Origin of the sequence: Mycobacterium colombiense CECT 3035, from assembly GCF_002105755.1 — a bacterium.
Taxonomy (GTDB): domain Bacteria; phylum Actinomycetota; class Actinomycetes; order Mycobacteriales; family Mycobacteriaceae; genus Mycobacterium; species Mycobacterium colombiense.
Genome location: NZ_CP020821.1, coordinates 4,318,203 through 4,330,248 on the forward strand (window position 1 = coordinate 4,318,203; position 12,046 = coordinate 4,330,248).

At 69.5% G+C, this 12,046-nt stretch carries 13 protein-coding genes and 1 pseudogene; 8 read left to right on the top strand and 6 right to left on the bottom strand.

Translation table 11 applies throughout. The features are described 5' to 3' along the window. Position 1: 1 nt before the first annotated feature. Complete coding sequence (locus B9D87_RS20270; RefSeq protein WP_007769272.1) at positions 2-742, top strand: glucose 1-dehydrogenase; 741 nt, start codon at positions 2-4, stop codon at positions 740-742. 188 nt (positions 743-930) lie between these two features. Next, complete coding sequence (locus tag B9D87_RS20275; protein WP_007769270.1) at positions 931-2,271, top strand: FAD-binding oxidoreductase; 1,341 nt, start codon at positions 931-933, stop codon at positions 2,269-2,271. Here the strand turns inward: B9D87_RS20275 and B9D87_RS20280 are convergent. The 4 genes and pseudogenes from B9D87_RS20280 to B9D87_RS20295 form a co-directional block, all read right to left on the bottom strand. Beyond that, positions 2,268-2,813 (bottom strand): TetR/AcrR family transcriptional regulator, encoded by a 546-nt coding sequence (locus tag B9D87_RS20280; protein WP_007769268.1) that lies wholly within the window; start codon positions 2,811-2,813, stop codon positions 2,268-2,270. The genes B9D87_RS20275 and B9D87_RS20280 overlap by 4 nt on opposite strands. Before the next feature lie 37 nt (positions 2,814-2,850). Beyond that, positions 2,851-3,684, bottom strand: coding sequence for a thioesterase family protein (locus B9D87_RS20285; protein ID WP_007769266.1), 834 nt, complete (start codon positions 3,682-3,684; stop codon positions 2,851-2,853). 15 nt (positions 3,685-3,699) lie between these two features. Next, positions 3,700-4,518, bottom strand: coding sequence for an SMP-30/gluconolactonase/LRE family protein (locus tag B9D87_RS20290; RefSeq protein ID WP_007769264.1), 819 nt, complete (start codon positions 4,516-4,518; stop codon positions 3,700-3,702). Positions 4,519-4,591: 73 nt separating this feature from the next. Then, positions 4,592-4,750 (bottom strand): annotated as a pseudogene (locus tag B9D87_RS20295) (SRPBCC family protein); the annotation flags it as partial. Between the two features lie 135 nt (positions 4,751-4,885). Between B9D87_RS20295 and B9D87_RS20300 the strand changes: the two are divergent. From B9D87_RS20300 to B9D87_RS20310, 3 genes are read left to right on the top strand one after another with little or no spacing between them, the layout of a single operon-like run. Next, positions 4,886-5,776 carry an acyl-CoA thioesterase gene (locus B9D87_RS20300; RefSeq protein WP_007769260.1) on the top strand — a complete coding sequence of 297 codons (891 nt, stop codon included), beginning with the start codon at positions 4,886-4,888 and terminating at the stop codon, positions 5,774-5,776. Positions 5,777-5,781: 5 nt separating this feature from the next. Continuing rightward, positions 5,782-6,702, top strand: a complete 921-nt coding sequence (locus tag B9D87_RS20305; protein ID WP_007769258.1) for an LLM class F420-dependent oxidoreductase — start codon at positions 5,782-5,784, stop codon at positions 6,700-6,702. Then, positions 6,702-7,892 (top strand): acyl-CoA dehydrogenase family protein, encoded by a 1,191-nt coding sequence (locus tag B9D87_RS20310; RefSeq protein WP_007769255.1) that lies wholly within the window; start codon positions 6,702-6,704, stop codon positions 7,890-7,892. Before B9D87_RS20305 ends, B9D87_RS20310 begins: the two co-directional genes overlap by 1 nt. Here B9D87_RS20310 and B9D87_RS20315 read toward each other — a convergent pair. Then, positions 7,876-8,562, bottom strand: a complete 687-nt coding sequence (locus B9D87_RS20315) for a DUF427 domain-containing protein (RefSeq protein ID WP_007769252.1) — start codon at positions 8,560-8,562, stop codon at positions 7,876-7,878. The two genes, B9D87_RS20310 and B9D87_RS20315, sit on opposite strands and share 17 nt — an antisense overlap. 36 nt (positions 8,563-8,598) lie before the next feature. After that, on the bottom strand, positions 8,599-9,087 hold the full coding sequence (locus B9D87_RS20320) for a winged helix-turn-helix transcriptional regulator (RefSeq protein ID WP_007769249.1): 489 nt from the start codon (positions 9,085-9,087) through the stop codon (positions 8,599-8,601). Positions 9,088-9,176: 89 nt separating this feature from the next. On the opposite strand from B9D87_RS20320, the gene B9D87_RS20325 reads away from it, so the two are divergent. The 3 genes from B9D87_RS20325 (at position 9,177) to B9D87_RS20335 (ending at position 12,045) form a co-directional block, all read left to right on the top strand. Then, positions 9,177-10,088, top strand: a complete 912-nt coding sequence (locus B9D87_RS20325) for an NAD(P)H-binding protein (RefSeq protein WP_007769246.1) — start codon at positions 9,177-9,179, stop codon at positions 10,086-10,088. 63 nt (positions 10,089-10,151) lie between these two features. After that, the gene (locus B9D87_RS20330) at positions 10,152-11,321 is read left to right on the top strand and encodes a CaiB/BaiF CoA transferase family protein (RefSeq protein WP_007769243.1); all 1,170 of its coding nucleotides are present in this window, start codon (positions 10,152-10,154) and stop codon (positions 11,319-11,321) included. Between the two features lie 160 nt (positions 11,322-11,481). After that, entirely contained in the window at positions 11,482-12,045 is a 564-nt protein-coding gene (locus B9D87_RS20335) for a hypothetical protein (protein WP_007769241.1), read from the top strand. The last annotated feature ends 1 nt before the right edge of the window (position 12,046 follow it).

Genomic DNA, 12,046 nt, shown 5'->3' on the forward strand with positions numbered 1-12,046 from the left:
CGTGGGTCGGGTAGACGGCAAGGTAGCGCTGATCAGTGGTGGCGCCGGCGGTATGGGCGCCGAAGACGCGCGGCTGCTGGTCGAGGAGGGCGCCAAGGTCGTGATCGGCGACATCCTGGACGACCAGGGCAAGGCCCTGGCCGACGAGATCGGCGACTCCGCGCGCTACGTGCACCTCGACGTCACCCAGCCCGACCAGTGGGACGCCGCCGTGGCCACCGCGGTCGGCGAATTCGGCAAGCTCAACGTGCTGGTCAACAACGCCGGCACCGTCGCTCTCGGCCCGCTGAAGAGCTTCGATCTGGCCAAGTGGCAGAAGGTGATTGACGTCAACCTGACCGGGACGTTCCTGGGCATGCGAGCGTCCGTCGAGCCGATGATCGCGGCCGGCGGCGGCTCGATCATCAACGTGTCGTCCATCGAGGGGCTGCGCGGCGCGCCCATGGTGCACCCCTACGTCGCGTCCAAGTGGGGGGTGCGCGGGCTGGCGAAGTCGGCGGCACTCGAGCTGGCGCCGCACAACATTCGGGTGAACTCGGTGCACCCGGGGTTCATCCGCACCCCGATGACCGCCCACCTGCCCGAGGACATGGTGACCATCCCGCTCGGGCGTCCGGGCGAGGTTCGTGAGGTCGCGACCTTCGTGCTGTTCCTGGCCAGCGACGAGTCGTCCTACTCCACCGGCAGCGAGTACGTGATGGACGGCGGCCTGGTCACCGACGTCAATCACAAGGAGTTTTAGGGCGCCGCGCTGGCTAGGCTGGCGGCTTCACGCTGCGCGGGGAATGTTGCTGTTGCCCGCCTTTGAGCGACAATCGGCGGAGGTTCCGGTCGCTCCCAGGTCGTTCTCGCGCGTTGTCGCTCGGAGGTGGGCAATGATGCATGCGCCCGGTGATTGCCGGGCGCGGCGGCGGTGCTATAACCGCGATCATGCTGCGCAGCCTGGCGAGCCTGGTCGGATCGAGCCACGTCGTCACCGACCCCGACGTGCTGGCGGCGCGCAGCGTCGACCACACCGGCCGGTACCGGGGCACGGCGAGCGCGCTGGTGCGGCCGGGCACGGCCGAAGAGGTCGCCGAGGTGTTGCGGGTGTGCCGCGATGCCGGCGCGCACGTGACGGTGCAGGGCGGCCGGACCTCGCTGGTGGCCGGTACCGTCCCCGAGCACGAGGACGTGTTGTTGTCCACCGAGCGGCTGCACGACGTGGCTGACGTCGACACGGTCGAACGCCGGATCCAGGCCGGCGCCGGAGCCACCCTGGCCGCGGTGCAACGGGCCGCCGCCGCAGCGGGTTTGGTGTTCGGCGTGGACCTGGCGGCCCGCGACACCGCGACCGTGGGCGGCATGGCGTCGACGAACGCCGGCGGGCTGCGCACGGTCCGCTACGGCAACATGGGCGAGCAGGTGGTCGGCGTGCAGGTGGCGCTGCCCGACGGCACGCTGCTGCGCCGGCACAGCCGGGTGCGCCGGGACAACACCGGCTACGACCTGCCGGCGCTGTTCGTGGGCGCCGAGGGCACGCTGGGCGTCATCACCGAGCTGGACCTGCGGCTGCACGCCACCCCGTCGCATCGGGTGACGGCGATCTGCGGCTTCGCGGACCTGGAGGCGCTTGTCGAGGCGGGCCGCACCTTCCGCGACGTCGACGGCATCGCCGCCCTGGAGTTGATCGACGGCCGGGCCGCCGCGCTGACAGCCGAGCATCGCGGCGTCGGCGCCCCGGTGGCCGGCGAGTGGCTGCTGCTGGTGGAACTGGCCGCCGACCACGACCAGACCGAGCGGCTCGCCGAGCTGCTCGACGACGTGCCGATGCGCGCCGATCCCGCGGTCGGCGTGGATCTTGCTGCGCAGCAACGACTATGGGAGGTCCGCGAATCGCTGGCGGACGTGCTCGGCGTGTACGGCCCGCCGCTGAAGTTCGACGTCTCGCTGCCACTGGCGGCGATCAGCGAATTCGAAAGCCACGCAGTCGATTTGGTGCACACGCATGCGCCCGACGCGCTGCCGGTGCTGTTCGGTCACATCGGCGAGGGCAACCTGCACCTGAACGTGTTGCGCTGCCCGGCCGACCGCGAGCGGGCGCTGTACGAGCCGATGATGGACCTCATCGCGCGATCCGGCGGCAACGTCAGCTCCGAACACGGCGTCGGCAGCCGCAAACGGCCGTACCTGGGGATGTCCCGCGAGGCCGCCGACATCGCCGCGATGCGCACGGTCAAGGCCGCGCTGGACCCGACGGGTTATCTCAACGCCGCCGTGCTGTTCGACTAGCTGCCCTTGATCCCGACGGCGTGGCGCAGCTGCGCCAAAAACTGATCGGCGTCATCGCTTCGCACGATGTAGTGCGATATCGCAATCCGGATGACAGTCGCCGCCTTGACCGCCGCGTTGGGGCCGGGCAGGTGGCGCTGCAGTCCCTCGCGCATCTGCGGGATGACCCAGGAGAACTGGGCGATGGTGTGCTCCGGCTCGACGTCGACCATGCGCACACCGGAGTACGAATGCTGGTACTCGACGATGAACCGCAGCACCGCGTCGAGCTTGTCCACACCCTTTAAGCCCGCGGTGGCCTTCACCAGACCGCTTTCGAAGATCTGGCGCTCGTAGCTCGAAAAGGCCGACAGCAGCTCCTCTTTCGACGCGAACCAGCGGTACAGGGTCGGACGGGAGACGCCCGCCTGGGTGGCGACGTCGGACAGGCTGAGCTTGGTCTTGCCGTTGCGGCCGAGCACCTCGGCGGTGGCCGCCAGGATGCGCTGACGCGTCGAGGTGTCGGTGTCGGCGATCGTCGTCGCCCGGGCCGGCTGGCTCATGGTTCTCGCCGAGGTGTCATGGTCATTCGCTCCCACGTTAGGCCCGAGGCGGGCGCCGGCGCACCAGCACCGACTGCTGGATGGCGCCGACCGCGCCCTGCTCGTCGAACAACGTGCCGATCGTCGTCCCGATGCCGTCCGGCCCGTAGCTGGTCTCCGCCCGAATGCCGATCCAGTCGCCGTCGGGAACACGAAATACATGCACGGCCAGATCGGTGTTGAGGAACGTCCATTTGGTGATGTCGAGCTTGCTGCCGATGCCGTTGGCGCAGTCGGCCACCGCGAACAGCCGCTCCAGCTGCGTCATCGATTCGCCGTTGACCAGGTCGACCGTCGGGTTGATCCACGATTCGCCGGGCCCTTCGCTCAGCGGCTCGGTCAGCCACAGCCACTGCAGGCTGTGCACGTAGTTGCGGTCCCAGTCCCGCGCCTTCAGGTTGCGGTCGAAGGCCTCGGCCCGGGGCCGGGGCAGCGGCGCGGCGGCGTGGGCCAGCGGCTGCGTGTCCTGGTGCTGCAACCGCCATCCGCTGGCGCGCGCGACCGGGCGCGGTGTGCCGTCGGGCCCGGGGGCGAGCATCTCGGCGCCGAGCAGTTCGATCTGCTTGCCGGGGCGTTGCACCTGCGCGCGCACCCACAGGTCGCCCTCGGCCGGCACCCCGCCCAGCAGGTCGATGACGACGCGGGACAGGCGCGTGTCGTCGCGCTGCTCGCACCGCTCCAGCGCGCGGACCAGCAGCGCCGACACCGGACCGCCGTGCTGGATGGCCGCCGACCAGGTGCCGCGCGCCAGGTCGGTCGCCCGGAACTTCTCGCTCAATCCGGCGTCGTCGTCACCGGCCGGGTCGATCAGCTCGTAATAGGCGTCGGTCATCGTCAACCTCTCGGGTCAGGGCAGGCCGGCGCCGGGAGTGGTCACCGTGACGGCATCCAGCCGGGAAAGCCGGGTGCCGACCAGGCGCTGAGGATAGGCCTCCGTGCTCGACAAGAGAAACAGGGTGCGGCGCTGCGGACCGCCGAGCGCGCACGCGATCGCCACGCGGTCGCCCATGTCGATGCGGTCGGTCACGGTGCCGCCCGCCAGGATCCGCTCGAACTGATGGGCCAGCGTCATCGACGCCCACACCCCACCCCCGGCGTCCAGCGCGATGCCGTCGGGCGGGCCGTCCAGGCCGTCGGCGAAAACCCGGCGGTCGGACAGGGCGCCGTCGTCGGCGATGGAAAACGCGGTCAGCCGCCGCCCGGTCGATTCGGCGACGATCAGTGTCGTGCGATCCGGGGTGATCGCCATGCCGTTGGGGAAGTCGAGGTCGTCGGCGACGACCGTCGCACCGTCGTCGGGGTCCAGACGGAGGATGACCCCGCCGTGCAGCGCCTGGCAGCCGATGTAGGCGCGGCCCGCGTCGTCGATGACCATGTCACCGAGGTTGGCGGGCGCCAGGTCGGCGAGATCGGCGATGGTGACCACGGTTTCGCCGTCATAGCGCAGCACCTGCCGGTCCTCGGTCGACGCGATCAGCAGCGACCCGTCGGGCCGGAAGCCCAGGCCGGACGGCGAATGACCGGGCAGCGGCAACGTGGTCAGCGAGCCACCCATGGTCGCGGTGTGGACGGCCTCGCCCAGCATGTCGGAGAACCACAGCAGGCCCTCGAACCAGCGCGGGCCCTCGCCGAAGCAGAATCCGTTGGCCAGCGGCTCGGGAATCATCCGTCCCCGCCGTCGGCAAATCGGTCCGCTTTACAAAACACCGAAAAAGTGTCATGCACCGCGGGTACCGGTGTCAATCTGCCGATCGGGCGAGCTCCCGCGCCACGGCCTCGTGGTAGGCGTCGATCCCGGCCGGATTGGCCTGGACGAAGAGCTGATCGGGCAGCGGGGCGTGCTTGTACGCCTCGATCGTCATGGTCCGGGAGAAAAGCGTGACGCCCTGCCCGGGCCTCCAATCGTGTTGCCTCCCTGTGCGTTCCGCCACCCCGTCGATCGCCGGGGACGCCGTCTTGTTAGCCGAGCTTTACAAATCCTACTCAAAGTGTCACGCTGAGCGCTGAGCCGCGAGCGCGAGAGGAACAGTGGATTGACGAAGGCGTCTGAGGAATCCGCGCAGACCGAATGGACCGTGCAGGGCCTGCTGGATCTGTTCGACGTGCAGGCCGACGGGGACGACCGGTTCACCGGCGCGACCGGCATCGCGTCGGGCGACGAACGCCAGGTCGTCGAGGGGACCCAGGTGCTCGCGCAGGCGATCGTCGCGGCGGCGAAGCGATTCCCCGACAAGTCGGTGCGCTCGGCGCACGCCGTGTTCTCCCGGGCCGTGGTGGTCGGCCCGCCGATCGAACTCGTCCTCGACGTCGTGTCCGAAGGCCGGTCCACCGCCACGGCGGTGGTCGCCGTGCACCAGAACGGCCGGCGCTGCTTGAGCATCACCGTGCTGGCCGACGTCCCGACCGACGACGTCATCCGGCACCACCTGCCGCGCCCCGACGTCGCCGCCCCGGCCGACGCGAACCACTCGCCGATGCCGATGGTCGGCCGCGAACTGCGCCTCGTCGACGTGGTCGACGTCAACAGCCCCGACGAGGTCGGCCCGCCGGAGCTCTACGCGTGGCTGCACTACGACCCGATCCCGACCCGCGACGAGCTGGCCAAGGCGCTGCTCGCCTACTTCACCGGCCACCTGGGCATCTCCACCACCATGCGGGCGCACGAGGGCATCGGCACCGCCCAGGCGCACCTGACCGTGTCGACCGCACCGATGAGCATCTCGGTGGCCTTCCATGAACCGGTGGACTGGACCGGGTGGCTGCTCTACACCCACGAGAGCACCCAGGTCGGCGCGGGCATGTCGTACGTGCGCGGCACCGTGCACGCGGAGGAGGGCGACCTACTGGCCTCCTTCGCGCAGGAGGCGCTGATTCGCCCGCTGCGCACCAGCGACACCGCGATCGACTCGCGCGCCCGGTTCTAACGGCCATGCGGTTCACCATCACCCACCCGATGCACAGTCATCCGTACAACCCGGAGCTGGTGAGCGGGGACGGGATTGGCAAGGTGGCCGCGGCGACCGAGGCGGCCGGGATCCACGGTTTCGGCTTCACCGACCACCCGGCGCCCTCGCAGCGATGGCTGGATGCCGGCGGGCACGACGCGTTGGACCCCTTCGTGGCCCTGGGTTTCGCGGCGGCCACGACGTCCACGCTGCGGCTGATCCCCAACATCGTGGTGCTGCCGTACCGAAACCCGTTCGTGGTGGCCAAGTCCGGCGCCACCCTGGACCTGCTCTCCGGCGGCCGGTTCACGCTCGCGGTGGGCGTGGGCTACCTCAAGCGCGAGTTCGCGACGCTCGGCGTGAGTTTCGATGAGCGCGCCGAGCTGTTCGAAGAATCGCTTCAGGTGATCCGGGCCATCTGGACCGGCGACGACATCTCCTTCGAGGGCAAGCATTTCAGCGCGCGCGGCATCACCGCGCATCCGCGGCCTGTCAGCGATCCGCACCCGCCGATCTGGATCGGCGGCAACACGTCGTCATCGCGGCAGCGGGTGGCCCAGTACGGCGACGGCTGGTGCCCCTTTCCCGCACCCCCGCAACTGGCCCAGACGGCCGGCACGGCCGTCATCGACTCGGTGGCGAAGCTCGCCGACGGCATCGACGATCTGCGGCGCAGGTGCGATGCGGCGCAACGGGATTGGTCGGCGATCGACATCACCTTCACCAACTTCGAGGGCGGCAGCCCCGCGAGCGACGACTTCAACGCCGACGCCTACCTCGAGGGGCTGGACAAGCTTGCGAAGCTGGGCGTGACGTGGGTCAGCATCCACCTGCCCGGCGACAGCATGACGCACGCGCTCGAGACCCTCGACCGGTTCCGCACCCTGGTCGTCGACGCGGCCTGATGGACTTCTCCCGCGTCGACCTTTCCCCCGAGGATCAGAAATTCCTCGATGAGACCCGGGCCTTCATGGCCGAACACGTCACCGACGAAATCCGTCGCCGTGACCGGGAGACCGGCGAAAACTTCAGCGAGCCGGTGCATTTGGCGCTGGGTGAAGCGGGTTACCTGACATCGGACTGGTACCAGGAGTCCGAAGGCGGATTCGACCCGGTGCGACGGCGAATATTTCACCTCGAGATCGGCCGCGCGCACACGCCGTGGTTCCACTGGGGCACCACCGCGGTCGTCGCGCGGCTGGTGCAGCAATTCGGCAGGGCCGAACTCGCCGACGCGATCCTGCCGGGCGTGCTGTCCGGGGAGATCCGGCTCTGCCTGGGCTATACCGAGCCCGAAGGCGGCTCCGACGTGGCCACCTGCAAGACCCGGGCCGTGCGGGAGGCGGATGGGTCCAGCTGGATCATCAACGGCTCCAAGATGTTCACCTCGAACGCGCAGAACGCCAAGTACGTCTTCCTGCTGACCAACACCGACCCGCAGGGGCGCAAACACAAGAACCTGACCATGTTTCTGGTGCCGCTGGATTCCGACGGCATCGAGATCCAGGGCATCCGCACGGTGGACGGCGACCGCACCAACATCGTGTACTACAGCGACGTTCGCGTCGATGACCTCTACCGGATCGGTGAGGTCAACGGCGGCTGGACGGTGATGCGGTTCGCCCTCGACGCCGAACACGGCATCACCGACGCGCAAGACCATGGCCTGCAGAACATTTCGATGCTGTCGGAGCACGGCCACCTGATGGCCGAGGCGGCCGACGGCGTCGCGGCGGTGCTGGGCACGCCCGATGCGTCCGGGCGGAGCCCGATCGACGACGACGCCACGAAATACCGGCTCGGGCGTGCCATGGCGCGCATCGAAGCGGCCATGTCGACCCCCGGGATGTACGGGCGGGTGGCGCTCATTGCGACCATGCGTGAGGTGTCCCAGGAGTTGATGGACCTGCTGGGGACGGCATCGGCATTGCCCACGGATACACCGGGTTCCGCGGACTTCGCTGATGATGGCGCCATCGAGTTCATCTTCCGGCACGGCGTGCCCGCCGGCATCTACGGCGGCACCATGGAGGTGTTCCGCAACATGATCGCCCAGCACGAGCTGGGGCTCGGGCGTCCTAGCTACGGTCGCTGAGCGGCAGCTCGGCCGTCACCTCGGCTCGGGTGTCGTCGAAGCTCAAAAATCCCCTGATGGGCAGGCTTTCCGGCGGCGGGCCGGGGTAGCTCCACGCGACGTCGGAGACGACGTCCCCACCCGAGACGAACGACCAGTACGTCGCGAAACCCTTGTAATTGCAGTAACTTTCTGTCTCCGAGCGCCGCAACAGATCGGTGCGCACGTGTGCCGGATCGACGTAGAGCCGTGGGGCGAGCGCGGTCTCGAACACGATCACCGTGTCGTCGGTGTCCACCAGTGTGGTGCCGGAGACCCGGACGCGCAGGCGGCGTTGGGTGGGACGGCAATCGACGCGGTGATAGGGGTTGGGCGGGTAGTGCACGAGCCTGCGCCCCTCTTCCAGCCAGGCGTCGACCGCGTCCCAGGGCACCTGGACATAACCGGGCGCTTCGGGTTCCGGCTCGCTGGGCAGGTCGCCGACCTCGTCGGCCGCGAAGGCGTAGCTCAGCGGCCGGCCGCGCCGGTGCACCATCAGCGCCCGCTCGGTGTCGATCACCACCCGGCCGTCCTTGACGGCCTGCACGCGGCGGGGATGCGGTTCGACGTAGACGACGCCGTCGGGTATCGCGGGCGAGAAGCGCCCCGCGGGATCGCTGCTGAGCGGACCACGCCCGGCCACCAGAGTCATGCGTCCCTCCCGGTTGCTCGCCTTCGCTCTACCCAATCATGTGTGGCGCCGCGATGGGGCGGCGCGTTGGACCCGGATGTCGGCGGACCGCTTTCCCGGTGCGCCGGTGTCGGTGGTCACCCGCACCCCGACGGCCCGGCCGGTGTCGGCGTCGACGAACGCCAGCTTCGCGGAACCGTCCTGCAGATACGCGTCCCCCCACTGCACCAGCGCCATGAACACCGGCAGGAAGTCCTCCCCGGCCCCGGTCAGCCGGTACTCATCGCGGGCGCGCTGCCCCGGTTCCTGGTAGGGAACGCGCTCGACGATGCCCGCCGTCTCGAGTTGCTTGAGCGCCCGCGACACCGCAGGCGCCGACGTCGCGATGCGTTCCACGAAATCCTCGAACCGCGTTGTGCCGAAGAACAATTCGCGGACCACCTGGAAGGCGGTCTTGGTGCTCAACAGTTCGAGCACCTTCGACATCGAACAGCCATCGCCGATCGACCACTGCCGGCGGTCCTGCAGCCGGTTCTCGAACTCCATCACGGTCCCCTTTGGCTAACGCTTGCGTTATCCAGCATATCGTGCTTGTATCTTACTAACGACATCGTTAGTCAGCGAGGAGTCAGAAGATGCCATCGGATCAGCTCTTTCTCATCACCGGGGCGACCGGCAACACCGGTGCGCCCACCGTCGAGCTGCTGCTCGCCGCCGGGCACCGGGTGCGCGCGTTCGTGCACCGCAGCGATCAGCGTTCCGCGGCGCTGGCCGGGCTGGGCGCCGAGATCGTCGAGGGTGATCTGCTCGACTTCCACGCGGTCAGCGCCGCGATGACCGGGGTCAGCGCCGCCTACTTCTGCTACCCGATCGCCCCGGGCAGCCTGCTGCCTGCCACGGCCATCTTCGCCCAGGCCGCCAGCGAGGCCGGCGTGCGGGCGGTGGTCAACATGTCCCAAATATCCGCGCGGCGTGAGGCGAAAAGCCATGCCGCGCAACATCACTGGATCGCCGAGCGCCTGCTGGACCGGTTCGCCTTCGGCACCACCCATCTGCGCCCGACCTTCTTCGCCGAATGGCTCAAATGGCAATGGGCGCGCAGCGGCGACGGAGGCGTGCTGCGGCTGCCGTTCGGCAATGGACGCCACGCTCCCATCGCCGGGCGCGACCAGGCCGGCGTCATCGCCGCCATCCTGCAGAACCCGGCCCCGCACGATCGGCAGATCTATCCGCTGGTGGGCGCCGAGGAACTCGACCACTACCGCATCGCCGAGCAGATGTCGGACGCGCTCGGCATCGCCGTGCGCTACGAGCCGATCGGCATCCCCGTCTTCGCCGCGGCGCTGACCGCGCAGGGCCGGCCGGACTTCTTCGTCCAGCACATCAGCAGCGTTGCCCAGGACTACCAGGACGGCGTCTTCGCCGGAGAGAACAACCTGGTCGAGGTGATCGGTGGGCACCGGCCGATGACCGTCGGCGACTACGTCGACGCCAACCGCGCCGCGTTCGACCACGACGGCGCCTTCGCGGCGCGCGTGGCGAGCTGACGCCGCCCGCCGAATCGGGGGGATGCGTGCGCCCCGGCGCGCCGACAGGGTAGGAACTTACCCATGGCCGGACCGGTAGCAGGCGTCAAGGTCGTCGAACTCGGGGTCTGGGTGGCCGGACCGGCCGCCGGCGGCATCCTGGCGGACTGGGGCGCCGACGTGATCAAGATCGAACCCCCCACCGGTGATCCGGCGCGCATGTTCGGCCGGATGCTGGGCTGCGATCTGGGCCTCAACCCGCCGTTCGAGATGGACAACCGGTCCAAGCGCAGCGTCGTGCTGGACCTGGGCACCGACGAGGGCCGCGGCACCGCTTTCGAATTGCTCGCCGCCGCAGACGTTTTCCTGACCAACGTGCGCCCCGGCGCGCTGCGGCGCCTCGGCCTGGACTTCGAGTCGGTGTCGGCCGCCAACCCACGCCTGGTCTACGGGCTCATCACCGGATACGGCGAAGACGGGCCCGACGCCGACCGTGCCGCCTTCGACGTCGCGGCGTTCTGGTCCCGGGCCGGGGTGGCCCACCTGCTCACCCGGCCCGGCGACACGCCACCGTTTCAGCGCGGCGGGATGGGCGACCACTCCGCCGGGATGACGATGGCCGCGGCCGTGTGCGCGGCCCTGCTCGCGCGCGAACGCACCGGGACGGGCCAGCTGGTGAGCACCTCGCTCTACCGGCAGGGCGCCTACACCGTGAGCTTCGACCTGAACACCTATCTGATGAGCGGGCAGCCGATCGCGATCGGCCAGCGCGAAACGATGGGCAACCCGTGCATGAACAACTACGCGGCCGCCGACGGGCGGCGGTTCTGGATCGTCGGCCTGGAGCCCGAGCGGCACTGGCCGGCGCTGTGCCGGGCGGTGGGCCGGCCCGAATGGCGCGACGACCCCCGGTTCGCCGATGCCCGCGCCCGTGCCGTCAACTCGACCGCGCTGATCGCCGCCCTGGATGAAATCTTCGCGACGCGGCCGCTCGACGAGTGGGCACAGGTGTTCGCCGGAGAGCCGGATTTCTTCTGGTCACCCATTAACACCCTGGAGGACGTCGTCGCCGACGAACAGTTCCACGCCGCCGGCGGCATCGTCGACGTCCCCGACGGCGGCGCGGCCGTGCCGATGGTGGCCACACCCGCGGATTTCCACGGCACCCCGTGGGCGCCGCGTTCTGCGGCACCGGAACTCGGGCAGCACACCGAGGAAGTCCTGGCCGAGCTCGAGGCGCGCCGCGGGTCCTGACCGCCCGCCAGGACCTTTACAAATTTCGCCGGAAGTGTCACGCTGTCCGGTGAGCCGCATCGCCCGACGCGTGACGCGGCTGCAGCCCCTGAGAAAGCCCATGACAAGCGCTTGAGACCCGCCGGCCGACCGGCGGCGGGTGGTGGTGAGGAATGGATCGATGGTCGCTCCGACGTTCGACATCAGCAAGACCGGTGCCGCCAAAGCAGCCCACGTGAATGGCGAGGGCCTGCGCTACCGGCTCGACGTCGTCGCGGCCGACGCCGTCGATGTCGTGCGATCGGCCGGCGGCTGGCTCTACGACCGGGCCATGGCCGGTTGGGAAGTCACCGTGCTGCTGCCGCGCGGCTGCGACACCCGGCCGCTGCGGATCCTGGGGGTGCGGGCGGCGGAGCTCGGGCCGCAGCTCGCCGGGCTGGGGACTGGCTCTACCAGCCTGGCCGTTAGCGCCGAGGTGTTCACCGCCGACGCCCGGGTGCGCGACGCGGTGCTCGAGTCGCTGGACAACGGGCTGATCGAGGTCGCGTTATGGGGTGAGGGATGGCCCCTCGGCATCAACCGTGCGACGACCCGGGCGCAGCACCTGCTCAGCGGCGCCGCCCGCATGTTCAAGGGCTATGCGCTTGCGGCGGCGGGCATTCCGGGCGCGACGGTCGATGCCACCGAGACGCTGCTGTGCGATGTGGGTTCGGGGGCCGACTCAGAGCTGATCCGGCTCGACTAGC

Coding starts and splice junctions, on each gene's coding strand:
- B9D87_RS20285 (WP_007769266.1), bottom strand. CDS start 3,684: ATGACCGACGCCTATTACGAGCTGATCGACCCGGCCGGTGACGACGAC.
- B9D87_RS20290 (WP_007769264.1), bottom strand. CDS start 4,518: ATGATTCCCGAGCCGCTGGCCAACGGATTCTGCTTCGGCGAGGGCCCG.
- B9D87_RS20320 (WP_007769249.1), bottom strand. CDS start 9,087: ATGGAGTTCGAGAACCGGCTGCAGGACCGCCGGCAGTGGTCGATCGGC.
- B9D87_RS20315 (WP_007769252.1), bottom strand. CDS start 8,562: ATGACTCTGGTGGCCGGGCGTGGTCCGCTCAGCAGCGATCCCGCGGGG.
- B9D87_RS20280 (WP_007769268.1), bottom strand. CDS start 2,813: ATGAGCCAGCCGGCCCGGGCGACGACGATCGCCGACACCGACACCTCG.
- B9D87_RS20310 (WP_007769255.1), top strand. CDS start 6,702: ATGGACTTCTCCCGCGTCGACCTTTCCCCCGAGGATCAGAAATTCCTC.
- B9D87_RS20305 (WP_007769258.1), top strand. CDS start 5,782: ATGCGGTTCACCATCACCCACCCGATGCACAGTCATCCGTACAACCCG.
- B9D87_RS20275 (WP_007769270.1), top strand. CDS start 931: ATGCTGCGCAGCCTGGCGAGCCTGGTCGGATCGAGCCACGTCGTCACC.
- B9D87_RS20330 (WP_007769243.1), top strand. CDS start 10,152: ATGGCCGGACCGGTAGCAGGCGTCAAGGTCGTCGAACTCGGGGTCTGG.
- B9D87_RS20335 (WP_007769241.1), top strand. CDS start 11,482: ATGGTCGCTCCGACGTTCGACATCAGCAAGACCGGTGCCGCCAAAGCA.
- B9D87_RS20325 (WP_007769246.1), top strand. CDS start 9,177: ATGCCATCGGATCAGCTCTTTCTCATCACCGGGGCGACCGGCAACACC.